The 21,111-nt window shown below is 62.4% G+C and carries 24 protein-coding genes and 2 tRNA genes; 5 read left to right on the top strand and 21 right to left on the bottom strand.

Annotation, left to right across the window (positions count from 1 at the left end):
• Position 1: 1 nt before the first annotated feature.
• The 3 genes from LPW39_RS18650 to LPW39_RS18640 are packed head-to-tail and all read right to left on the bottom strand — an operon-like array spanning position 2 to position 1,819.
• On the bottom strand, positions 2 to 787 hold the full coding sequence (locus tag LPW39_RS18650) for a DUF2145 domain-containing protein (protein WP_230778595.1): 786 nt from the start codon (positions 785 to 787) through the stop codon (positions 2 to 4).
• A gap of 16 nt (positions 788 to 803) precedes the next feature.
• The gene (locus LPW39_RS18645) at positions 804 to 1,280 is read right to left on the bottom strand and encodes a hypothetical protein (RefSeq protein WP_230778594.1); all 477 of its coding nucleotides are present in this window, start codon (positions 1,278 to 1,280) and stop codon (positions 804 to 806) included.
• 38 nt (positions 1,281 to 1,318) lie between these two features.
• On the bottom strand, positions 1,319 to 1,819 hold the full coding sequence (locus tag LPW39_RS18640; protein WP_230778593.1) for a YiaA/YiaB family inner membrane protein: 501 nt from the start codon (positions 1,817 to 1,819) through the stop codon (positions 1,319 to 1,321).
• 225 nt (positions 1,820 to 2,044) lie between these two features.
• On the opposite strand from LPW39_RS18640, the gene mdeB reads away from it, so the two are divergent.
• The 3 genes from mdeB to LPW39_RS18625 all read left to right on the top strand — a co-directional run bounded on the left by mdeB (position 2,045) and on the right by LPW39_RS18625 (position 7,226).
• Entirely contained in the window at positions 2,045 to 4,684 is a 2,640-nt protein-coding gene (gene mdeB / locus LPW39_RS18635) for an alpha-ketoglutarate dehydrogenase (RefSeq protein WP_230778592.1), read from the top strand.
• Positions 4,685 to 4,948: 264 nt separating this feature from the next.
• A complete protein-coding gene (locus LPW39_RS18630; protein ID WP_407928874.1) occupies positions 4,949 to 6,154 on the top strand; it encodes an ABC transporter substrate-binding protein in 1,206 nt (401 codons plus the stop codon).
• 166 nt (positions 6,155 to 6,320) lie between these two features.
• Positions 6,321 to 7,226 (top strand): dienelactone hydrolase family protein, encoded by a 906-nt coding sequence (locus LPW39_RS18625; protein ID WP_230778591.1) that lies wholly within the window; start codon positions 6,321 to 6,323, stop codon positions 7,224 to 7,226.
• Between the two features lie 93 nt (positions 7,227 to 7,319).
• Here the strand turns inward: LPW39_RS18625 and LPW39_RS18620 are convergent, their stop codons facing one another.
• From LPW39_RS18620 to LPW39_RS18610, 3 genes are read right to left on the bottom strand one after another with little or no spacing between them, the layout of a single operon-like run.
• Entirely contained in the window at positions 7,320 to 7,613 is a 294-nt protein-coding gene (locus LPW39_RS18620) for a putative hemolysin (RefSeq protein WP_230778588.1), read from the bottom strand.
• 28 nt (positions 7,614 to 7,641) lie between these two features.
• On the bottom strand, positions 7,642 to 9,618 hold the full coding sequence (locus LPW39_RS18615; protein WP_230778586.1) for an MFS transporter: 1,977 nt from the start codon (positions 9,616 to 9,618) through the stop codon (positions 7,642 to 7,644).
• Positions 9,619 to 9,673: 55 nt separating this feature from the next.
• Positions 9,674 to 10,528, bottom strand: coding sequence for a hypothetical protein (locus tag LPW39_RS18610; protein ID WP_230778584.1), 855 nt, complete (start codon positions 10,526 to 10,528; stop codon positions 9,674 to 9,676).
• A 91-nt stretch (positions 10,529 to 10,619) separates the two neighbouring features.
• Between LPW39_RS18610 and LPW39_RS18605 the strand changes: the two genes are divergently transcribed.
• A complete protein-coding gene (locus LPW39_RS18605; protein ID WP_133855828.1) occupies positions 10,620 to 11,372 on the top strand; it encodes a helix-turn-helix domain-containing protein in 753 nt (250 codons plus the stop codon).
• A gap of 15 nt (positions 11,373 to 11,387) precedes the next feature.
• Here LPW39_RS18605 and LPW39_RS18600 read toward each other — a convergent pair whose 3' ends face one another.
• Positions 11,388 to 12,641 carry an FIST signal transduction protein gene (locus LPW39_RS18600; RefSeq protein ID WP_230778581.1) on the bottom strand — a complete coding sequence of 418 codons (1,254 nt, stop codon included), beginning with the start codon at positions 12,639 to 12,641 and terminating at the stop codon, positions 11,388 to 11,390.
• 78 nt (positions 12,642 to 12,719) lie between these two features.
• On the bottom strand, positions 12,720 to 13,640 hold the full coding sequence (locus LPW39_RS18595; RefSeq protein ID WP_230778578.1) for a PhaM family polyhydroxyalkanoate granule multifunctional regulatory protein: 921 nt from the start codon (positions 13,638 to 13,640) through the stop codon (positions 12,720 to 12,722).
• Positions 13,641 to 13,795: 155 nt separating this feature from the next.
• On the opposite strand from LPW39_RS18595, the gene LPW39_RS18590 reads away from it, so the two are divergent.
• A complete protein-coding gene (locus tag LPW39_RS18590) occupies positions 13,796 to 14,209 on the top strand; it encodes a VOC family protein (RefSeq protein WP_230778574.1) in 414 nt (137 codons plus the stop codon).
• A 158-nt stretch (positions 14,210 to 14,367) separates the two neighbouring features.
• On the opposite strand, the gene LPW39_RS18585 is transcribed toward LPW39_RS18590, so the two are convergent.
• The 13 genes from LPW39_RS18585 to rplR form a co-directional block, all read right to left on the bottom strand.
• Positions 14,368 to 14,444 (bottom strand) — tRNA-Met (locus LPW39_RS18585).
• Between the two features lie 208 nt (positions 14,445 to 14,652).
• Positions 14,653 to 14,729 (bottom strand) — tRNA-Met (locus LPW39_RS18580).
• Positions 14,730 to 14,896: 167 nt separating this feature from the next.
• Positions 14,897 to 15,283, bottom strand: coding sequence for a 50S ribosomal protein L17 (gene rplQ / locus LPW39_RS18575; RefSeq protein WP_021028321.1), 387 nt, complete (start codon positions 15,281 to 15,283; stop codon positions 14,897 to 14,899).
• A 104-nt stretch (positions 15,284 to 15,387) separates the two neighbouring features.
• On the bottom strand, positions 15,388 to 16,383 hold the full coding sequence (locus LPW39_RS18570; protein ID WP_021028320.1) for a DNA-directed RNA polymerase subunit alpha: 996 nt from the start codon (positions 16,381 to 16,383) through the stop codon (positions 15,388 to 15,390).
• A gap of 119 nt (positions 16,384 to 16,502) precedes the next feature.
• Complete coding sequence (rpsD, locus tag LPW39_RS18565) at positions 16,503 to 17,126, bottom strand: 30S ribosomal protein S4 (protein ID WP_133855831.1); 624 nt, start codon at positions 17,124 to 17,126, stop codon at positions 16,503 to 16,505.
• Positions 17,127 to 17,208: 82 nt separating this feature from the next.
• Complete coding sequence (rpsK, locus tag LPW39_RS18560; protein ID WP_021028318.1) at positions 17,209 to 17,610, bottom strand: 30S ribosomal protein S11; 402 nt, start codon at positions 17,608 to 17,610, stop codon at positions 17,209 to 17,211.
• Between the two features lie 18 nt (positions 17,611 to 17,628).
• Entirely contained in the window at positions 17,629 to 17,994 is a 366-nt protein-coding gene (rpsM, locus tag LPW39_RS18555) for a 30S ribosomal protein S13 (protein WP_021028317.1), read from the bottom strand.
• A gap of 22 nt (positions 17,995 to 18,016) precedes the next feature.
• Positions 18,017 to 18,130: a 50S ribosomal protein L36 gene (rpmJ, locus tag LPW39_RS18550; RefSeq protein ID WP_003050535.1), complete on the bottom strand. Its 114-nt coding sequence runs from the start codon at positions 18,128 to 18,130 to the stop codon at positions 18,017 to 18,019.
• 93 nt (positions 18,131 to 18,223) lie between these two features.
• A complete protein-coding gene (secY, locus tag LPW39_RS18545; protein ID WP_230778571.1) occupies positions 18,224 to 19,543 on the bottom strand; it encodes a preprotein translocase subunit SecY in 1,320 nt (439 codons plus the stop codon).
• A gap of 21 nt (positions 19,544 to 19,564) precedes the next feature.
• Complete coding sequence (gene rplO / locus LPW39_RS18540; protein ID WP_133855833.1) at positions 19,565 to 19,996, bottom strand: 50S ribosomal protein L15; 432 nt, start codon at positions 19,994 to 19,996, stop codon at positions 19,565 to 19,567.
• Between the two features lie 11 nt (positions 19,997 to 20,007).
• Entirely contained in the window at positions 20,008 to 20,190 is a 183-nt protein-coding gene (gene rpmD / locus LPW39_RS18535) for a 50S ribosomal protein L30 (protein ID WP_021028314.1), read from the bottom strand.
• A gap of 11 nt (positions 20,191 to 20,201) precedes the next feature.
• The gene (rpsE, locus tag LPW39_RS18530; protein WP_133855834.1) at positions 20,202 to 20,720 is read right to left on the bottom strand and encodes a 30S ribosomal protein S5; all 519 of its coding nucleotides are present in this window, start codon (positions 20,718 to 20,720) and stop codon (positions 20,202 to 20,204) included.
• Positions 20,721 to 20,735: 15 nt separating this feature from the next.
• Positions 20,736 to 21,101 carry a 50S ribosomal protein L18 gene (gene rplR / locus LPW39_RS18525; protein WP_133855835.1) on the bottom strand — a complete coding sequence of 122 codons (366 nt, stop codon included), beginning with the start codon at positions 21,099 to 21,101 and terminating at the stop codon, positions 20,736 to 20,738.
• Positions 21,102 to 21,111: the final 10 nt, after the last annotated feature.

Raw genomic sequence — 21,111 nt, 5'->3', positions numbered from 1 at the left:
TTTAACGCAACAACACCGGCGCAGACGCCAAGCCGCTGCGCTGCATGAACAGCAAGGCTGAGTCCACCGTTGCCGTTTCAATATGGCCGGCAAAGCGCTTTTCCGGCGGGTGGTCGTCAAAGGCGATGTTGGCGCGCGTGATGCGGCCGCCCAGCCGGGTCATCGCGCCAATGCGCAAATCGCTGGGCTGGTAGCCCTGCAGCTGCAGCCAGGCCTGCGCCTGGCCCCGGTCATGCACGGTTTGCGGCGCCATCGCCTGGGCCAGGGTCTCCAGGGCCCACTGGTTGCTTTGCTGGTAGCGCTGGCTCCAGGGATAGGCCAGCATGCTGTAGCGCGGCTCATGCAGCTGCAAGGGCTGCGCGTTGGCCGACAGCGCCAGCAGCAGCTTTTGTTGCACGTCCTTGGTCGGCACCACCATCACCGCCTGGTAGCGCCACATATCGTCCAGAAAGAACTCACCCAGGCCCTGGCGGTAGACATGGGAAGCGGCAGTGCCGCAGTCATTGAGCTTGTGCACCACACGCCAGGCGCCGGTGGCCGATTTGTAGGCCCAGCCCATGTGCGAAAACTGCAGCTGGTACTTGCGCAGATCCTGGCCCTGGCGGCCCAGCAACACCACCTGCGCGCCGCTGGCATCCAGCGTCTGCGCCACGTTTTGCGCCAGGTTCAGGCTCTGGCGCACGCTGTCGAGCGTGGGCTTTTGCGGCTCGCAGCTGCGGCCTGCCTGGGCGGCCGTAGCGGCCAGCAGTGCAGCGGCCACCAGGCTTAAGCGTAAAGAGGTCCACATTGCGCGTCTCCGGTGTTCACAAGCGCTCGTTATAGAGCAGCGCCTTCCCCACCTCATTGGGGATAAAGGCAATCACCTCGCCAGCGGCTGACAGCAGCACGCCGGCTCCCACCACGCTGACAAGGATGGCGGTGCCCACACCGGCGGCGCTGGCGCCCAATGCGCCAGCCGACAGCTCAATGCTGGCCGCTGCGCCGTCCGATGCGCTCTCCAGCAACCAGACCGTTCCCTTGGCCGATGCCTGCACGCCCTTGACGATGAGCTGGGCGCCATCGACCGACAGTGCCACCGGAATGGCGACCACGCTGGTCGATGCACCCACCGAGGCCGCAGTGCCGACAACCACCGATGCAATCGGCAGCGCCGAGAGCATCAGCGAGGCATCGCTTTGTGCGTGGGCTGCCGGGGCGGTGGCCAAACCCAGCACCAGGGCGGTGCTGGCCAGGGTGGCAGCAGCGCGGCGCTGCCATTTGTTGAACGTAAGACTGAACATGTGCTGCTCCCGGGTTGGTGGCATCATCCGGTGGGCGCTCACACGCGCTCCTGGGGGTTGCCCACGTCTTGGTCGCGGGGGGCGCTGCGCATGCTGCGGGCATGGTGGATGGCGCTGGCCAGGTCCGATTCATGCTTGTCGCGCAGCATCTTGGCCAGGGTGAAGGCGGTGGTGATCATGTACATCCAGCTCACGCCCAGAAAGGCCTTGTAGGTGGGGTTGATGTCCATGCCCAGCATGCCCCAGCCGGTCAGGCCCATCGCAATCGCAAAACCGCCCCAGACCACAAAGCGCCACATGGGCGTGTCGCCGGCCGCCTGGCTGCTGTCCGCTTGCTTGTCCCGCACAAACTTGGCCAGCACAAAGGCGGCCGAGAGGCAGAACATATAGCCCATGACCATGAACGCCTGTTCCAGGTGTTGCCCTGGCAGCCAGGCCAGGCCGATCGCGCACATAGAGATCGCAATACCGAACGAGATCCACACCTGGTATTGCCATGCACGGGTGTCACGCTGAACAGGGTTGAAGGACTGAGACATGGTGGGTCGGAGCAACAGGGCCCCGCTTTGGTTGAACACGGCGCCATCATGCGTGCAGGTGGCTGCGCCAGCATCCCTGTTTAATGCCGGTAGCAGTTTTCAACGAAACAGGTATCGCACAGCAATACTTTTGCGCACAGCCTGTGTCGCCGGGTCTTGCGCCCGGGCGGTGCTTCCATGGCATGATTCCCAGCATTCAAACCAAGACCCAGACAGGAGACCGCCGTGCGCCAGCCGCCCCACCATTTGCCCGCCACCCCGCATGCTGACCCGGCCGAACTGGCCGAGTGGTGCGACGCCTTCGATGGACTGTTGGCGGCCTATGGCTCGGCGCAGGGCAAGGAGCAGGCGGCTGCGCTGCTCGATGCGCTGCTGGCCCATGCCCGCAAGCGCCATGTGGCCTGGAAGCCCTCGGGCAACACGCCCTATGTCAACACCGTCACGGTGGATGAACAGCCGCCCTACCCGGGCGATGTGGAGCTGGAGAAAAAGCTTTCGGCCATCCTGCGCTGGAACGCGCTGGCCATGGTGGTGCGTGCCAATGCCGCGCATGGCGAGCTGGGCGGCCACATAGCCAGCTATGCCTCGGCGGCCGATCTGTTCGAGACCGGCTTTAACCATTTCTTCCGCGCCGATGATGGCCACCAGGCTGCCGACCTGGTGTACTTCCAGCCGCACTCCTCTCCCGGCGTCTATGCCCGCGCTTTTCTGGAAGGACGCCTGGGCGAGGAGAACCTGGCGCACTACCGGCAGGAGCTGGTGGCCGCCAGCCAGGGCATCCAGGGCCTGTGCTCCTACCCGCATCCCTATCTGATGCCCGAGTTCTGGCAGTTCCCCACCGGCTCGATGGGCATCGGCCCGATCAATGCCATCTACCAGGCGCGCTTCATGCGCTACCTGGCCGACCGGGGGCTGGCCGACACGGCGGGCCGCAAGGTCTGGGGCTTTTTTGGCGATGGCGAAATGGACGAACCCGAGTCCATCGCCGCCCTTACCTTGGCCGCGCGTGAGGGGCTGGACAACTGCATCTTCGTCATCAACTGCAACCTGCAGCGGCTCGATGGCCCGGTGCGCGGCAACGGCCGCATCATCGATGAGCTGGAGGCGCTGTTCAGCGGCGCGGGCTGGAACGTGGTCAAGTGCCTCTGGGGATCGGAGTGGGATGCGCTGCTGGCGCGCGACCACAGCCATGTGCTGGCCCGCACCTTTGCGCGCACCGTCGATGGCGAGTTCCAGACCCTGTCGGCCAACGATGGCGCATTCAACCGCGAGCATTTCTTCAACCAAAGCCCCGAGCTGGCCGCGCTGGTCGCCCACCTGTCCGACAGCGATATCGACCGCCTGCGCCGTGGCGGCCATGACCCGGTCAAGATCCATGCCGCCTTTGCCAGCGCCGCTGCGCACAGCGGTCAACCCACCGTGGTGCTGGCCAAGACCATGAAGGGCTACGGCATGGGCAGCATTGGCCAGGGCCGCATGACATCGCACCAGCAAAAAAAGCTGGGCGCCGAGGACCTGCTGGCCTTCCGCGACCGCTTCAACCTGCCGCTGAGCGATGCCCAGGCCACCTCAGCCGCCTTCCTCAAGCCGGCCGATGGCAGCGCCGAGATGCGCTACCTGCTGGCGCGCCGCCAGGCGCTGGGCGGCTTTTTGCCGGCGCGCAAAGGCCAGGCCACGCCGGTGGCCGTGCCCGATCTGCAGGCGACCGCCGGCTTTGCGTTGCAGGCTGAGGGCAAAGCGATGAGCACCACGATGGCCTTTGTGCGCCAGCTGGGCAACCTGCTCAAGGACGCAACCCTGGGCCCGCGCATCGTGCCCATCGTGGCCGATGAGGCACGCACCTTCGGCATGGCCGGGCTGTTCCGCCAGGTCGGCATCTATGCGCCGTTTGGCCAGCTTTACCAGCCCGAGGACAATGCCTCGATGCTGCTCTACCGCGAAGACAGCAGCGGCCAGATTCTGGAAGAAGGCATCAGCGAAGCGGGCGCGCTGTCGTCCTGGACAGCAGCCGCCACCAGCTACAGCACCCATGGCACGGCCATGCTGCCCTTCTTCATCTTCTACAGCATGTTCGGCTTCCAGCGCGTGGGCGACTTGATCTGGGCCGCCGCCGACCAGCGCGCACGCGGCTTCCTGATTGGTGCCACCTCCGGCCGCACCACCCTGGGCGGCGAAGGCCTGCAGCACCAGGACGGCAGCAGCCTGCTGAGCGCATCCACGGTGCCCAACTGCAAGAGCTATGACCCGGCCTTTGCCGGCGAGCTGGCGGTCATCATTGACCATGGCATGCAGCGCATGCTGCAGGAGCAGCGGGACGAGTTCTTCTACATCACCGTCACCAACGAAAACGTGGCCAACCCCAGCCTGCCGCCGGAGGCGCACGAAGGGGTCATCCGAGGCATGTACCGGCTGCAGAGTGGCCCGGCGCACAGCGCGCGCCGGGTGCAGCTGCTGGGTAGTGGCGCGATCATGGGCGAGGTGCTCAAGGCGGCGGCCATTCTGGAGCGCGAGCATGGTGTGGCCGCCGATGTCTGGAGTGTTACCAGCTATGCCGAGCTGGCCCGCGATGGCGAGGCCCAGCTGGAGCGCTGGCGCGCCGCTGAGGCGAGTGCGCCCAGCTGGTTTGCGCAGCAGCTGGCGGCCTCGCAAGGCCCCATCATTGCCGCCAGCGACTATGTGCGTGCGCTGCCCGAGCTGGTGCGCGCCTACCTTCCCACCGACGAGCGAGGCCTGCCGCGCCAGCATTACTACACCCTGGGCACGGACGGCTTTGGCCGCAGCGATTCGCGCGCCGCACTGCGCCAGCATTTTGCGGTCGATGCCGCCGCCATCGTGCAGACCTATCTGCGCAGCCAGGCCGCCTGAGGCATTTTCCCATGGGGGTGCGCAAAAAAGCCAAGCCAGTGTGCGCATGCGCCCAGGCGAGCGCAAAACTCCTGAATTGATAGCTGCCGGTGCTTTAAACCCAAGCACCGGCAGCTATTTTTATGCCAGGTCGGCTGCCGGGCCGTGGGTGGGCCATGGGCGGGCAGCGCGTGGTTGCCCCAATACCGCCCGGCGCTGTGCATGCCAGTATCTGTGCCATGCGGCTGCCGCATTGAGATAACACCATAAACATCAGGAGCAACTATGCAACGCACTCGCCTGGCGCAGGCCTTGGCCACCTTGGGTCTGCTCGGCTTGACCGCCGCCATGGGCACCGCCCATGCGCAGGACAAGGTCAAGATCGGCTACATCTCCGACATGTCCAGCCTCTATGCCGACGTTGAAGGCAAGGGCGGCGCCACCGCCATCCAGATGGCGATCGACGATTTTGGTGGCAAGGTCCTGGGCAAGCCGATCGAGTTGCTGAGCGTTGACCACCAGAACAAGGCCGACATCGCTGCCAGCAAGGCGCGCGAATGGATCGACACCCAAAACCTGACGATGATCTTCAGCGGCACCAACTCGGGCACCGCACTGGCGCTGGCCAAGGTGGCTGATGAGAAAAAGCGCGTGATGATCAACAACGGCGCCGGCACCTCGGCGCTGACCAATGAGGCATGCACGCCTTACACCATCCATTACGCCTATGACACCGTGGCGCTGTCCAAGGGTGCGGCTGGCGCCATTGTCGAGGGCGGTGGCAAGAACTGGTTCTTTCTGACGGCCGACTATGCCTTTGGCCATGCAATGGAAGCCGATGCCACCAAGGTCATCAAGGCCAAGGGCGGCGCGGTGGCTGCAGCCGTGCGCCACCCGCTCAATGCCTCCGACTTCTCGTCCTTCCTGCTGCAGGCGCAAAGCTCCAAGGCCCAGGTGCTGGCGCTGGCCAATGCCGGTGGCGACACCATCAACGCCATCAAGGCCGCCAAGGAATTCGGCATCGACAAGACGATGAAGATCGCGCCGCTGCTCGTCTTCTACAGCGACATCCACAGCCTGGGCCTGAAGAACACCGCCGGCATGCAGTTCGTCACCAGCTGGTACTGGGACATGAATGACGCATCGCGCAAGTTTGCCGATGCCTACATGAAGAAAACCCAGCGCCGCCCCACCGAAATCCAGGCCGCCGACTACTCGGCCACGATGAACTACCTGAAGGCCGTGCAAGCCGCCGGCACCACCGATGCCGACAAGGTGATGGAGACCTGGCGCGGCATGAAGATGGACGACTTCTTTGGCTCGGGCACCCTGCGCGCCGACGGCAGCTACATCCACGACATGTACCTGGTCCAGGTCAAGACGCCACAGGAATCCAAGGGCACCTGGGACTACTACAAGATCGTCAAGAAGCTGCCCGGTGACGAGGTGTTTACGACCAAGGAAGAAACCAAGTGTGCGCTGTGGAAGTGATCTGAACCCAGCCTCCACCACCACGATGCCTGGCCATGCCAGGCATTTTTCATGGAGCGGAACTTAGAAATGCAGGACTGACCCAACCCAGGCGCCAACGCCTTGTCACAGGCCATTTTTTATCGCCCTCCATAATGGGCCTGCCATCCGTAGAAAAGGAAATCCTATGTCCCAGACTCACAATGCCGACTTCGACTCTCTTCTCCCGGGCCGCGCCACCTTGGCCGGCAGCACCCGCCGCAGCGCCCTGCAAATGGCGCTGGGCGTGGGCTACGCTGCAGCGGCCGTGCCGGTGATGGCGCAGACGGCCATCAAGACCCCCGATGCCGGGCTGACCGCCGGCACCATCCAGTACACGGTCGACGGCTTCCAGGTCAGCGCCTACCGCGCAGCGCCTGCTGGCAAGACCAATCTGCCGGTGGTTCTGGTGATCCAGGAAATCTTTGGCGTGCATGACTACATCGCCGACACCTGCCGCCGCCTGGCCCAGCTGGGCTATCTGGCGATTGCGCCCGAGCTGTTTGCGCGCCAGGGCGACCCCCGCAAGTACACCGAAATCAGCCAACTGCAAAGCGAGCTGGTCAGCAAGGTGCCCGATGCCCAGGTCATCAAGGACCTGGACGCCGCGCTGGCCTGGGCCAAGGACAATGGTGGCGACACCAGCCGCGCCGGCATCACCGGTTTCTGCTGGGGTGGCCGCATCACCTGGCTGTATGCCGCTACCGGCAAGGTCAAGGCCGGTGTCGCCTGGTATGGCCGCCTGCAAGGTGCCGCCAACGACCTGCAACCCAAGCACCCCATCGACCTGAGCAGCGCGCTCAAGGCACCGGTGCTGGGCCTCTATGGTGGCAAGGACCAGGGCATTCCGCTGGAATCGGTCGAAGCGATGAAGCAAAGCCTGCAAAAGGCGGGCGCTGCCGGCAATGCTGCTGCTGCGGCCTCCAGCTTCCATATCTACCCTGAAGCGGGCCATGCCTTCCATGCCGACTACCGCCCCAGCTACCGCAAGGATGCGGCCGAGGACGGCTGGAAGCGCATGCAGGACTGGTTCAAGACGCATGGCGTGATCTAAAGCCTGGTCAGCAGCTCAGCAAGACAAAACCCCTGCCAGCGCGGTATGTGCTGGCAGGGGTTTTTTGCGTTGTACCGCAGCCCGTCGTGGGCTTTAGTTCGAGGGGTTGTCGCGCCAGAACAGGTCCCAGGGGTCCATTTCCTTGCCGTCGGGGAAGCGGCACAAGGTGTTCTTGCCCTTGGGCGTATTGAGGATGGCGCCGCCCATCTGCACACAGTAGGCCGATGCGGGGCTGCGCGGCCCGGCATAGACGGTGGCGCGTGTGAAAGCCTCCTTCTCTTCAGGGTCATGCAGCGGCTTCAGGCCCGAAGTACTGGTGCAAGCGGCCAGGGCAGACATGGCCACCAAGGCTGCCACGCTTTTGTACAGAATCGTCAGAGAGGTCATCACAAAGCCATTCGTTGTCCAGCCTGCATTATCCCAAAGCGGGCGAACCGCTGCCATGGCCACCCTCCTGGTCCAGCAGTTCACCCACGCGCTGGCGCAGTTGCTCGGCCGAGCATTTGGCGGCCGGGCTGGCGGCACCGATGCGCAAGGTCACCCGGTTGAAGAAGCCACGGCGGAACGGCCGGGTCATCGCGCCCTTGGGTTCGATGCGGCTGAAGAACGAGCCCCAGAGGTTGGACAAGGCCATCGGCACCACCGGCACATCCAGCCCATCGGCACGCGCCTGCTCCAGGATCTTCATCACGCCGCCCTTGAACGCCTGCAGCTCGCCGTCGCGGGTGATACCCCCCTCGGGAAAGATGGCCAGCAGATCACCCTCGCGCAGCACTTGCGCGGCCCTGGCAAAAGCGGCCTCGTAGACGGCAGGGTCTTCGCTGCGGGGGGCCACCGGAATGGCCTTGCACAGGCGGAACAGCCAGCCCAGCAACGGCGTGCGGAAGATGCGGTAGTCCATCACAAAGTAGATCGGGCGCGGGCTGGCGGCCATCATCAGGATGGGGTCGACAAAGCTGACATGGTTGCAGGTCAGCAGCGCCGGCCCGCTGGTGGGAATGTGGTGTGCGCCCTGCACCCGAAAGCGGTAGACGACGTTCGTAATCAGCCAGGCAATGCAGCGCAGCAGGTATTCCGGCACCAGCAAGAAGATGTAGGTGGCGACGATGGCATTGGCAATGCCGGTGAACAGGAAGATCTGCGGCACGGTAAAGCCTGCCCCCAGCAAGGCGCCGGCGATGACCGAGCTGGCGATCATGAACAGCGCATTGAGGATATTGTTGGCCGCAATGATGCGGGCGCGGTGCGTGGGCTGGCTGCGCAGCTGGATCAGCGCATACATGGGCACGCTGTAGAGACCCGCAAACAGCGACAGCAGGGCCAGATCGGCCATCACACGCCAGTGCGCCGGCTGGCTGATGAAGGCCAGCGCCGTCCAGGTCTGGGCGGGCTGCGCCAGGCCGCGCGATGCAAAGTACAGGTCAATCGCAAACACGCTCATGCCGATGGTGCCGATGGGCACCAGGCCAATCTCCACCTGGCGGCGCGAGAGCACCTCACACAGCAGCGAGCCCAGGCCGATGCCGATGGAAAACACCACCAGCAGCAGCGATGCCACATGCTCGTTGCCATGCAGCACCTCCTTGGCAAAGCTGGGGAACTGGCTCAGAAACACCGCGCCGAAGAACCACATCCAGCTGATGCCCAGCAGCGAGCGGAATACGACCACATTGCCATGGGCCAGCTTCAGGTTGCGCCAGGTTTCGCTCACCGGGTTCCAGTTGATGCGCAGGCCCGGGTCGGTGGCAGGCACCACCGGCACGCCCTGGGCCGTCAAACGCCCCACCACGGCCAGGCTAAAGCAAGCCACCGCGACCGAGGCATGGCCGATCTCCGGCAAGGCCACCAGCAGGCCCCCCACCACATTGCCCAGCAAGATGGCGACAAAGGTGCCCATCTCGACCATGCCATTGCCGCCGGTCAGCTCATCGTCGCGCAGCACCTGGGGCAGGTAAGCAAACTTGACGGGCCCGAACAGGGTGGAATGCAGACCCATCAAGAACACGCAGCCCAGCAGCAGCGCCGGGCTTTCGATCCAGAAGCCCAGGCCGGCGATCAGCATCACGCCAATCTCCAGGTCCTTGACGAAGCGGATCATGCGGTGCTTTTCATACTTGTCGGTCAGCTGACCCGAGGTGGCGGAGAACAGCAGAAATGGCAGGATGAACAGCGCGCCGATCACCAGGCCCGCCATCGCCGGCGGCATCCAGGCCACCTGCAGCTGGTAGGTCACCATGACGGTGAAGGCAAACTTGAACAGGTTGTCGTTGGCAGCCCCAGCGAACTGGGTCCAGAAGAAGGGGGCAAAGCGGCGCTGGCCCAGCAAGGCAAACTGGTTGGGATGGTCTGGCGCCTCAGCGGCGGGCACAGAGGGGGCATGTGGACGGTTCATGGAACAAGCATCTCCTGGCGGATCAAGGGCGGTGGGGGTGGTCGGTACCGGGCATTCAGCGCAAACGCCCTGCCCCCAGGGCGCCGCCCCCGATTGTGCCTGCGGACGCGCCGTTTGCGTGCGCCCGGTGGCGCAGTTGCTGCAAGCTGCGCAGCAGCGGCAGCACCGCCAGCGCTGCCGCCAGGTGCTTAAGCGCATGGCCGGCCACCAGATGGCCGCTACCGGCCCAGACGGCGGCATCGCCCAGCTCAAACAACTTGGCCAGCGCATACCAGGCCACGATGCCGGCCAGGGGCCAGCGCATCAGGTGCGCGGCCGGCGGGCTGCGCTGCTGCCACACGGCCAGTACCAGCAGCAGCACCATGCCCGCGCCCTGCAACACGGCCCAGGGCAGCAGCTGCCCGGTCTGCAACCAGATCCACAGCGCCAGCGGCCCGCCCAGCAGCACGCACAGCGCCGTCAGCCAGGCCGCGCGGGTGTTGAGCAGCGACTGCAGCGCCAGGCCCAGCACACCGGCAAACACCGGCACCATGCCCATGCGATCCCAAAAAACGCGCACATCGCCGGGCAGCAGGTGGTAGTAGGACGAGCCCAGGGCCGTCAGCACCAGGCCGCCAAAAACCATCAGCAGCCAGGGTGTCGCCCCTTGGGAGCGCAGCGTCTCTGCGGGCGTTTTGAAAGTGGCCAGCAAGCCCCAGACACCGAGCAGCAAAAACGGCAGATTGCTCAGCACATCGGCCGCATTGACCAGGCCCAGCAGCGGGCGCTGGTCGGCAAAGTCATGGTAATGGGCCGCCTGCGGCACATAGGGCCCCAGGCAGGCCAAGGCCAGCATGGCGGCATGGAAGGCATACAGCGCGTATTCCGCAGCCGGGCTGCGGGGGCTTGGGGGTTGGGAGGTATCAGTCATGGCCTGCACTGTGCTGCTGGGGCAGCCGAGCGTCCCGGAATCCTGGCGTGATCCCCTATGATGGCACCCAAAGTATGACAGGACGATACCCATGAGCACCACCGCCGATCTGGTACTGGCATTGAAGAAAGAGCTGAAAGCTGCACAGATGACCTATGCCGACCTGGCCGAGGCCCTGGGCATGGCGGAGTCCAGCGTCAAGCGCATGCTGGCCAAGGGCGACATGCCGCTGTCGCGCATCGACGCCATCTGCCATGTGCTGCGCCTGGACTTTGCCGACCTGGCGCGCCGCGTGGCCGACAACCAGCCGCTGATCAAGGAGCTGACGCAGCAGCAGGAGCAGGCCGTGGTCGCGGACAAGAAGCTGCTGCTGATGGCCATCTGCGTGCTCAGCCAGTGGACCCTGGAGCAGGTGCTGACCACCTACCGCTTGACCGAGGCCGAGGGCATCAAGTACCTGGCGCAGCTGGACCGCATCGGCATCATCGAGCTGCGCCCGATGAACCGCTACCGGCTCAAGCTGGCCAAAACCTTCCGCTGGCGCCCGCATGGCCCGGTGATGGAGTACTTCCGCGAGAACGCGGTGCACGACTATTTCTCGGGCACCTTCGACAAATCGGGCGAGGGCTTGATGCTCGTGCATGGCGCCATCAGCCGCACCCTGGCGCCAGCCTTTTTGGAGCGCCTGCAGCGCGTGGCCCAGGATTTTGCCCAGCAGCACCTGACCGACCAGCGCCTGCCCGAGAAGGAGCGCGAGGGCTATACCCTGCTGCTGGCGATGCGCAGCTGGGAGCTGTCGGTGTTTACCGAGATGCGGCGCCTGCAGCCAGGGGGCAACCGCTAAGAACGTGTTGAAGACCTATGCCGCCTGGGTAAACAGCATCAGCGCACCGGCATAGCGGTGCAGCTGCTGGCCGGCAATCTCGCCCTGGCTATAAAAGCCCACCAGCGGGATATCGCCCAGCACATGGTGGATCAGCTCCAGCTCGGCGCCGGGCACGCCGAAATAGGGGCTGGCCCGCTCCGCGCAGCTGATGTAGACGGCACCGGCAATGCTGCGGCCGGCCCCGGCATCACCCAGCACGCTGTCGCCCAGCGGCAGGCCCGTCTGTGCCTCGGCAGGCGCCAGCGACTCGCGCAGTTCGGCACACATGCGCAGCAGATCGGCACGCGCGGCCGACAGGTTGCGCTGGCAAAAGCAGAGGTACTGCTGGGGTTGGGCCAGCTCGGGCAGCACAATGCCCCGGCTGGCCATGTCCACGCCCACCAGCGGCACCACGCGCGCCTCGGGGCCCAGCTGGCCGGCATGCATGGCCGATTCGGGCGCATGCGGCTCCAGCGCGGCATGGATATGGCGCATCGTGCGGGTGGCCCGCTCGGGGTCGGCATCCAGGCGCACGGGCATCAGTTCTTCCAGCACATCGAGCGCGGGCCGGCCATCCAGGGCCAGCACCACATGGCCTTGCATGGCGGTGATGCGCATGCGCGCACCCATGACCTGGCAGCCCTGGGTCAGCTCCTGCACCACGCCGGCCTCGGCAGAAAAAGCCATGCCCGAGAGCCCGCCGCGCAGCACACCACTGTGGCTGGGGCCCAGCGCCTTGCTCCAGGCCAGCTGCAGCGGCGCCACTGCCTCAGAGCTGAGGCCGCCGAGCACGCTGCCAGCCCGGGTGCGGGCGGCCAGCTCTTCGAGCAGCTCCGCAAAATCCGGCAGTCCCGCATCGGCATGCACCAGCGCCCTCTCCCAGGGCGATGAAGGCGCCACCGGCAGCGGTGCGATGCCGGAGAACAAGCGGTAGGAATGGGCAGGCAGCTCTAGCAGCATGACCGACAGCGCTGGCTCGTTGAGGTATTCGGCATGCGAGGCCATCACGCCGACGCCGACCGAGCCGCTCCAGTCGCCGATCTGCGGAAACTCATCCTGCAAGGCCTCCAGCAGCTGCGGCGCATGGCGCGCATAGGCATCGGTGAAATACACCAGCCCCAAGTTGGGCGCGCTGGCGTAGCCCGCCTGGGCCATGCGCCCGCGCAATTGGGCCACCACCAACGCCACGGCCATCCGCCAGTCGGGGTGGGTCACATGGCCATAGGGAAAAAGCTTTGTGCCTGCCATTGTCAAAAACCTGCTGCTGCGCGGCGGCCAAGCCAGTGCCGCGCTAAAAAATCACCAGCGCTCGATCGTAATGCTGACTCAACGCTGGCCGGGGGAAGGCTTGCGCGGGGCGGCCTTGCGGGGAGCGGCCTGTCGGGTGCCGTTGGCGGGCGTCGCCTTGCGGGGGGCCGCCTGCTTGCTGGCGCTGCGTGCTGCGCTGGGCGGGGGCCCGCTCTTGGGCTTGTGGGCAGACGCCTTGGTAGTGTGATTGCTTCCGGACGAAGCCGTGCTGCGCTTGGCTGCGGCCGGCTGGCCCATCGCCGCTTTGGCTGCGGCTTTGCCGGCCTCTGCCATCTCTTCTGCCGTGCTGCGCACCGCCTGCGCGGCCGATGCTGCCGCCTGCTGGGTGCTGGCGGCATGGGCCATTGCCTGCTCGGTGACATCCTGCACGGCCTGCTGGGCAATGTGCTGGAATTGCTGGGTCAGCGCGCCCCACCATTGCATGGGATCGGTCACCGAGGCTGCTGCGGCATTGCTGGCCTGGTCGGCTTTTTCAGGGGGTTCTGCAGCGGCAGCGGCCGGTGCGGGTGCCGGAGTGGCTGCGGGCGCCGGGCTGGGTGCGGCTTGCGCTGGGGCCGAGGCCTGCGGCGCAGTCGCTGCGGCAGCCTCTTGCGCCTGCGCTGCTGTGCTCTGCGCAAACTGCTGCCAGCTTTGCACCATCGTGCTGGCCCAGTTCTCCACCGGTACATTCATGGTCTGCAGCGCGGACAAGGTCATCTTCTGCACCTCCATCGCCTGGATGGTGGCGGCCAACGCACGCTGGTTCTGCTCCAGCCAGAACAGCACGGTTTTCAGCTCCTGGATCCGTTTTTCCAGATCTGGCACATTCATCGTCGGTGCCACCCATTCCTGCCACTGCGCAAAGGCCGCAGAGGGCTTGGAGGTGCTGCCTGCTGCGAGCTTTTGCAGAAAATCAAAACCAGGGGCAAAGGGGTTGAAGGGCTGGGCGGAGTCCTGCATGGTGTTGTCTCCAGTGGTTGGGGCCGTTGGCCGCGTGTGCAATGCCAAGGTGTATGCTGCACAGCTTAGCGGATTGTGCAGCCCCTGCCTATGTGATAAGTCGCATGCAGCGGTGTACGACCCATCTTGCAACCCCGCCTTTTGAGCCCGCCACCATGCAGAGCCTTTTCCATCTCGCCTTCCATGTGCACGACCTGGATGCTGCACGCCACTTCTACCGCGACACGCTCGGCTGCGCCGAGGGCCGCAGCACCGACAGCTGGGTGGATTTTGATTTCTTTGGCCACCAGATCTCCTGCCACCTGGGCAAGCCTTTTGAGACCAGCAATACCGGCCTGGTGGGCAACCACAAGGTGCCCATGCCGCACTTTGGCTTGGTGCTGAAACTGGAAAACTGGAAGCAGTTGGCCGAACGCCTGCGCGCTGCCAATACCCGCTTTGTGCTGGAGCCCCAGGTGCGCTTTGAAGGCGAGCCCGGCGAGCAATGGACGATGTTCTTCCACGACCCCAGTGGCAACCCGATCGAGGTCAAAGGCTTTCGCTCGCTGGAGCAGTTGTACGCGCATTGATGCTGCGCTGCGGCCCCGCCAAAGGGCCATCGGAGGTGGGACACGCGGCTGCTGCCGCCCTGCCTGTGGTGACTAGCGCAGCGATCAGACTTGGTGTCCGCCGCTGCTAGGGAAACGGGCACAAAAAAAGCCAGCTCGAAAGCTGGCTTTTGGTGTTCTGGTTGCGCGAGAAGGATTTGAACCTCCGACCTTTGGGTTATGAGCCCAACGAGCTACCAGACTGCTCCATCGCGCACCGCAATTATAGCGCGACTTTGGGGCTGCATTTTGCCGGAGCGCGCTTTTAGCGCATATTTTTCGCGCTTCGACTTTTATAGCAATCTTGGCTGGCTCGAACCCGCAGCCATCGGGGCCGCCTTGCAGGCTGGCCCGCCTGCTCCAGCAGGGCTGTGCCCGGCACCCGGCCACAAAAAAGCCAGCTCGAAAGCTGGCTTTTGGTGTTCTGGTTGCGCGAGGAGGATTTGAACCTCCGACCTTTGGGTTATGAGCCCAACGAGCTACCAGACTGCTCCATCGCGCACTAGCATTATAGCGCGGGTTTTCCTTAATATGAAGCGCTTTGTCATCATTTGGAAAACTATTTGTGCAATCTGCGCCTGGGGTCCGCTTGCCATGGGCGACCAAAGCCTCCCCACCATAGAAAAAGCCCACCGAAGTGGGCTTTCTCAGTGTGAACCTGCAGAGGGCTTATTCAGCTGCGGCATCACCGGCTTCTTCAGCGCGGTCCACCAGTTCAACATAGGCCATAGGCGCGTTGTCGCCCACGCGGAAACCCATCTTCAGGATGCGGGTGTAGCCGCCTGGACGGTTTGCCGAGCGAGGACCCAGCACGTTGAACAGCTTGGTCACGCTGTCGCGGCTGCGCAGACGGTCGAATGCCAGACGGCGGTTGGCAACGGTGTCCACCTTTGCCAGCGTGATCATGGGCTCGATCACCTTGCGCAGTTCCTTGGCTTTAGGAACGGTGGTCTTGATGGCTTCGTGCTCGATGAGCGAATTCATCATGTTTTGCAGCATCGCCTTACGGTGAGACGAGGTGCGGTTCAGTTTGCGGAGGCCGTGTCCGTGACGCATGGTGCTTTTCCTTTTAGATTGATTCAATCAAACAGCCGTATCAGGTACTGTTCGACGCACTACGATTGAGCTCCCCCACCATTGGGAGAGCTCTCCATTATAACTTAACGCTTTTCCAAACCGGCTGGTGGCCAGTTTTCAAGCTTCATACCCAGGGTCAGACCACGGGAAGCCAGAACTTCCTTGATCTCGTTGAGCGACTTACGACCCAGATTCGGGGTCTTGAGCAACTCATTTTCGGTGCGCTGGATCAGGTCACCGATGTAGTAGATGTTTTCGGCCTTCAGGCAGTTGGCGGAACGCACGGTCAACTCCAGCTCGTCCACAGGACGCAGCAGGATCGGGTCGAACGTGGCGTTGTTGCGCGCTTGGCCACCTGGCTGGTCGAACACATCCAATGCGCCGCCTTCGAGCTGCGCAAACACGGCGAGCTGTTCCACCAGGATCTTGGCCGACGAGCGCACTGCATCTTCTGCAGCGATGGCGCCGTTGGTTTCGATCTCGAGAACCAGCTTGTCCAGATCGGTACGCTGCTCAACACGGGCGGATTCGACCGTGTAGCTGACGCGCTTGATCGGCGAGAACGATGCGTCCAGCACAATGCGGCCGATCGACTTGGTCGACTCGTCACCGTAGCGGCGCACGTTACCGGGCACATAGCCACGGCCTTTTTCCACCTTGATCTGCATGTCCAGCTTGCCGCCTTGCGACAGGTTGGCGATGACATGATCAGGGTTGATGATTTCTACATCGTGAGGCGTCTGAATGTCAGCAGCCGTCACCACGCCTTCGCCATCCTTGCGCAGGCTCAGCGTCACTTCGTCACGGTTGTGGAGCTTGAACACCACGCCCTTGAGGTTCAGCAAGATGTTGACCACATCTTCCTGGACGCCGTCGATAGACGAGTACTCGTGCAGCACACCTGCAATGGTCACTTCCGTCGCTGCATAACCCACCATCGAGGACAGCAGAACACGACGCAGCGCATTGCCCAGCGTGTGTCCGTAGCCGCGTTCAAACGGCTCCAGCTCTACCTTGGCGCGATTGTGGCCCAGCTGTTCTACGTTAATTGTCTTGGGTTTCAGCAAATTGGTCTGCATGCAAACTTCCTCTCAATACCCCCGGCTCGTTACACCGGTAAGGCTGGTGAAGCACCAGAACCGCGATGCCTCGCGGTTCTGGGACGGATACACTTTCGCAGTCGAAAACGACTGTGAAATTAACGAGAATACAATTCGACGATCAGCGATTCGTTGATGTCAGCACCGAATTCATCGCGGTCTGGAGACTTCTTGAAGACGCCTTCAGCCTTGTCAGCCGACACGTCCACCCAAGCGGGGAAGCCCACTTGACCAGCCAGTTGCAGCGACTCGATGATACGGGCTTGCTTCTTCGACTTTTCGCGCACAGCAACCACGTCGCCTTCCTTCACGGAGTAGGAAGGAATGTTGACCGATTGACCGTTCACGGTGATGGCCTTGTGGGACACCAGCTGACGCGCTTCGGAGCGGGTCGAGCCAAAGCCCATGCGGTACACCACGTTGTCCAGACGGCTTTCCAGCAAGCTCAGCAGGTTCGCGCCGGTGTTGCCACGGCGACGATCAGCTTCAGCGAAGTAACGGCGGAATTGCTTTTCCAGCACACCGTAGGTGCGCTTGACCTTTTGCTTTTCACGCAGTTGCAGACCGTAGTCCGAGGTACGCGTGCCGGAGGTACGGCCGTGTTGACCTGGCTTGGTGTCCAGCTTGACCTTGTCCGCGATCGAGCGACGTGCGCTCTTCAGGAACAGGTCTACGCCTTCGCGGCGGGAAAGTTTGCCCTTAGGGCCAATAAAACGTGCCACTTGAATATCCTTTTTTCAGCTGCCGCAAAAATGCGGGAGCCGCCAGAGCACCATGCACTGGCGGCGGTGGGCTTATGGTGAGTTAGATACGACGACGCTTTTGAGGGCGGCAGCCGTTGTGCGGGACTGGCGTCACGTCGGAGATCGACGTGATGCGGATGCCCAATGCACCCAGAGCACGCACCGAAGACTCGCGACCTGGGCCTGGGCCCTTGATCTCGACGTCCAGGTTCTTGATGCCCTGTTCCATGGCAGCACGGCCGGCCACTTCGGAAGCAACCTGGGCTGCGAAAGGCGTCGACTTGCGCGAGCCCTTGAAACCCTGGCCACCCGACGAAGCCCAAGACAGGGAATTGCCTTGGCGGTCGGTGATCGTGATGATGGTGTTGTTGAACGAAGCGTGAACGTGTGCAATGCCGTCAGAAATGTTCTTGCGAACTTTCTTACGTACACGTGCAGCTGCGTTGTTCTGAGACTTAGCCATTGTGTACCTTCAATCTCTTTATTTCTTCAAAGCCGCTGCGCCTTTGCGCGGACCCTTACGGGTACGGGCATTGGTGCGGGTACGCTGACCACGCATGGGCAGACCACGACGATGACGGAAACCGCGGTAGCAGCCGATGTCCATCAAACGCTTGATGTTCATCGTGGTTTCACGGCGCAGGTCACCTTCCAGGGTCAGGTGAGCGATTGCGTCGCGGATCTTTTCCAGATCAGCGTCCGTGAAGTCCTTGACTTTCTTGGCGTAGTCGATACCAGCGGCTTCGCAGATCTTGCGAGCGGTGGTGCGACCGATGCCATAGATAGCGGTCAGGCCGATCTCCGCATGCTTGTGCGGAGGGATGTTAATACCAGCAATACGTGCCATTTGTGTCCTCTAATACTTTAGATTAACCTTGGCGCTGCTTATGGCGCTGGTCGGTGCAGATCACGCGTACGACACCCTTGCGACGGATGATCTTGCAGTTACGGCAAATCTTCTTTACCGAAGCTGAAACTCTCATTTCATTCTCCTAAAACTTCCATCCGCTCCAGTCTGTGACGGCATTTCAAATATTTAGCCCGAACAGACTGGAGGGCACACTTTCCTGTCGATCTCAGTTTTTGGCTGAGGCCTTGAAGTTCGCCTTCTTCAGAAGCGACTCATACTGCTGAGACATCATGTAGTTCTGGACCTGGGACATGAAGTCCATGGTCACCACCACGATGATCAACAAGGAAGTGCCACCGAAATAGAACGGAACGTTGTACTTCAGGATCAAGAACTCTGGCAGCAGACACACGAAGGTGATGTAAACAGCACCCGCAAGCGTCAAACGCACCAAAATCTTATCAATATAACGTGCTGTCTGATCCCCTGGGCGAATCCCGGGAATAAAGGCACCACTCTTCTTCAGGTTATCGGCCGTTTCGCGGCTGTTGAAAACCAAGGCCGTATAGAAGAAGCAGAAAAAGATGATCGCTGCGGCATAGAACATCACATAGATGGGCTGACCAGGAGTCAGCATGCTAGCAATGTCCCGGAGCCAACGCATCGATTCGCCAGCGCTGAACCAGTTCACAACAGTGGCAGGCAGCAAGATGATCGACGAAGCGAAGATGGGAGGAATCACACCTGCCATGTTCAGCTTCAGTGGCAAGTGCGAAGACTGACCACCATACACCTTGTTTCCAACCTGACGGCGCGCATAGTTCACCAGGATCTTGCGCTGTCCACGCTCGACAAACACGACGAAGTACGTCACGGCTGCCACTACGAGAACAATGAAGATCGCGGCAATGATGCTCATCGCACCAGTGCGCACCAATTCGAGCAATCCACCGATGGAGCTGGGGAGACCCGCAGCGATACCGGCGAAGATCAGGATCGAGATCCCGTTGCCCAAACCACGCTCGGTGATCTGTTCACCCAGCCACATCAGGAACATCGTACCGGCGGTCAAGCTGACCACGGCGGTAAGACGGAACCCGAAACCAGGGCTGAGGACCAAACCGGCAGTGCCTTCCAGCGCCACGGCAATGCCGAGCGACTGGAACAGCGCAAGCGCCAGGGCACCGTAACGGGTGTACTGGGTAATCTTGCGACGGCCGGCTTCGCCCTCTTTCTTCATCTGTTCGAATGTCGGGACGACGTAGGTCATCAATTGCATGATGATCGATGCCGAGATGTACGGCATGATCCCCAGTGCAAACACGGTGAAGCGCGAGAGCGCTCCGCCCGAGAACATGTTGAACAGGTTGAGGATGCCACCCTGTTGGCTATTGAACAGCTGCTGCAACTGGGTGGGATCGATACCAGGCACCGGAATATGAGCTCCGATGCGGTAGACGATCAGCGCCAGCAACAGAAAAACCAAACGACGACGCAGATCGCCGTATTTACCGGTCTTTGCAATAGTTGCGGTGTTCGTAGCCACTGATGAATCTTTCAGAAAGGGTTAGGCGATGCTGCCGCCAGCGGCTTCGATCGCAGCCTTGGCACCAGCGGTGGCGCCAATGCCGTTCAGCTTGACAGCCTTGGACAGAGCACCGGTGTTGATCACCTTGACGACCTTGGCGCGTTGGCCAACCAGACCAGCTTGCTTGAGCACTGCCAGATCCACTTCCGCAGCACCCAGCAGCTCGAGAGCAGCCAGGGAGACTTCGGCGTTGAACTTCAACGTGGTGGACTTGAAACCGCGCTTGGGCAGGCGACGCTGCAAAGGCATTTGACCGCCTTCGAAGCCTACCTTGTGGTAGCCACCCGAACGCGACTTTTGACCCTTGTGACCACGGCCGGCGGTCTTACCCAGACCCGAACCGATACCGCGACCGACGCGACGCTTGGCGTGCTTGGCACCTGCTGCAGGCTTGATGCTATTGAGTTCCATCATCAATCCTTTCAGAGAACCTTCACCAAGTAGGCGATCTTGTTAATCATACCGCGCACTTCAGGGGTGTCCTTCAGTTCGCTGATGCTGTTCAGCTTGCGCAGACCCAGACCACGCACGGTGGCGCGGTGGTCTTCCTTGGTACCAATCGGGCTACGCACCAGTTGGACCTTCACAGTTTGTTGCGTTGTCATAGTGACTCCGATCAGACGAACAGGTCTTCAACCGACTTGCCACGCTTTGCAGCCACTTCCGCAGGGGTCGTGGAGTTGTTCAAAGCGTCGAAAGTGGCGCGAACCATGTTGTAGGGATTCGACGAGCCATGGCTCTTGGCCACGATGTCGGTGATACCCAGAACTTCGAAGACGGCGCGCATTGGGCCGCCGGCGATGATACCGGTACCCTTGGGAGCAGGAGCCAACATCACGTTGGCAGCGCCATGGTGACCCATCACTTTGTGATGCAGGGTGCCGTTCTTCAACGACACCTTGATCATGTTGCGACGGGCTTCTTCCATAGCCTTCTGCACGGCAGCAGGCACTTCCTTGGACTTGCCCTTGCCCATGCCAACGCGGCCGTCACCGTCGCCAACCACGGTCAGTGCAGCGAAGCCGAGAATACGACCACCCTTCACAACCTTGGTGACGCGGTTGACCGCGATCATTTTTTCGCGCAAACCGTCGTCACGACCTTCGTCTTGCACTTTGGGGGAAAATTTAGCCATTTCTATCCACTCCGCTTAGAACTGCAGGCCGGCTTCGCGGGCTGCATCAGCCAGAGCCTTGACGCGGCCGTGGTAGGCGAAACCTGCACGGTCGAATGCAACCTTCTCAACGCCAGCTGCCTTCGCCTTTTCAGCGATGCGCTTGCCGATGAGAGTAGCTGCGGCGGTGTTGCCACCCTTGCCGGCAGCGCCCAGGTTGCCGCGCACTTCGGCTTCTGCCGTAGATGCGGTAGCAATGACCTTGGTGCCGTCGCCAGAGATGATCGTGGCATAGATATGGAGGTTCGTACGGTTCACCGTCAAACGCGCAACGCCTTGGTTGGCAATGCGGATACGGGTTTGCAGGGAACGACGAAGACGCTGCTGTTTCTTGTTCAACATGATGCAGCTC

The sequence above is a fragment of the Comamonas koreensis genome, assembly GCF_021026195.1.
GTDB classification, from domain to species: Bacteria; Pseudomonadota; Gammaproteobacteria; order Burkholderiales; family Burkholderiaceae_C; genus Comamonas; species Comamonas koreensis.
This window is presented reverse-complemented; position numbering and strand designations above follow the sequence as displayed.

Bases quoted from the DNA above. Each gene is read 5' to 3' on its own strand.
- rplO (WP_133855833.1), bottom strand. From the start codon at position 19,996: ATGGAACTCAATAGCATCAAGCCTGCAGCAGGTGCCAAGCACGCCAAG.
- LPW39_RS18610 (WP_230778584.1), bottom strand. From the start codon at position 10,528: ATGACTGATACCTCCCAACCCCCAAGCCCCCGCAGCCCGGCTGCGGAA.
- LPW39_RS18630 (WP_407928874.1), top strand. From the start codon at position 4,949: ATGCAACGCACTCGCCTGGCGCAGGCCTTGGCCACCTTGGGTCTGCTC.
- rpmJ (WP_003050535.1), bottom strand. From the start codon at position 18,130: ATGAGAGTTTCAGCTTCGGTAAAGAAGATTTGCCGTAACTGCAAGATC.
- rpsE (WP_133855834.1), bottom strand. From the start codon at position 20,720: ATGGCTAAATTTTCCCCCAAAGTGCAAGACGAAGGTCGTGACGACGGT.
- rplQ (WP_021028321.1), bottom strand. From the start codon at position 15,283: ATGCGTCACGGACACGGCCTCCGCAAACTGAACCGCACCTCGTCTCAC.
- LPW39_RS18570 (WP_021028320.1), bottom strand. From the start codon at position 16,383: ATGCAGACCAATTTGCTGAAACCCAAGACAATTAACGTAGAACAGCTG.
- LPW39_RS18620 (WP_230778588.1), bottom strand. From the start codon at position 7,613: ATGACCTCTCTGACGATTCTGTACAAAAGCGTGGCAGCCTTGGTGGCC.
- rplR (WP_133855835.1), bottom strand. From the start codon at position 21,101: ATGTTGAACAAGAAACAGCAGCGTCTTCGTCGTTCCCTGCAAACCCGT.
- LPW39_RS18600 (WP_230778581.1), bottom strand. From the start codon at position 12,641: ATGGCAGGCACAAAGCTTTTTCCCTATGGCCATGTGACCCACCCCGAC.
- LPW39_RS18605 (WP_133855828.1), top strand. From the start codon at position 10,620: ATGAGCACCACCGCCGATCTGGTACTGGCATTGAAGAAAGAGCTGAAA.
- LPW39_RS18625 (WP_230778591.1), top strand. From the start codon at position 6,321: ATGTCCCAGACTCACAATGCCGACTTCGACTCTCTTCTCCCGGGCCGC.
- LPW39_RS18595 (WP_230778578.1), bottom strand. From the start codon at position 13,640: ATGCAGGACTCCGCCCAGCCCTTCAACCCCTTTGCCCCTGGTTTTGAT.
- LPW39_RS18645 (WP_230778594.1), bottom strand. From the start codon at position 1,280: ATGTTCAGTCTTACGTTCAACAAATGGCAGCGCCGCGCTGCTGCCACC.
- rpmD (WP_021028314.1), bottom strand. From the start codon at position 20,190: ATGACAACGCAACAAACTGTGAAGGTCCAACTGGTGCGTAGCCCGATT.
- LPW39_RS18615 (WP_230778586.1), bottom strand. From the start codon at position 9,618: ATGAACCGTCCACATGCCCCCTCTGTGCCCGCCGCTGAGGCGCCAGAC.
- LPW39_RS18640 (WP_230778593.1), bottom strand. From the start codon at position 1,819: ATGTCTCAGTCCTTCAACCCTGTTCAGCGTGACACCCGTGCATGGCAA.
- rpsM (WP_021028317.1), bottom strand. From the start codon at position 17,994: ATGGCACGTATTGCTGGTATTAACATCCCTCCGCACAAGCATGCGGAG.
- LPW39_RS18590 (WP_230778574.1), top strand. From the start codon at position 13,796: ATGCAGAGCCTTTTCCATCTCGCCTTCCATGTGCACGACCTGGATGCT.
- rpsK (WP_021028318.1), bottom strand. From the start codon at position 17,610: ATGGCTAAGTCTCAGAACAACGCAGCTGCACGTGTACGTAAGAAAGTT.
- LPW39_RS18650 (WP_230778595.1), bottom strand. From the start codon at position 787: ATGTGGACCTCTTTACGCTTAAGCCTGGTGGCCGCTGCACTGCTGGCC.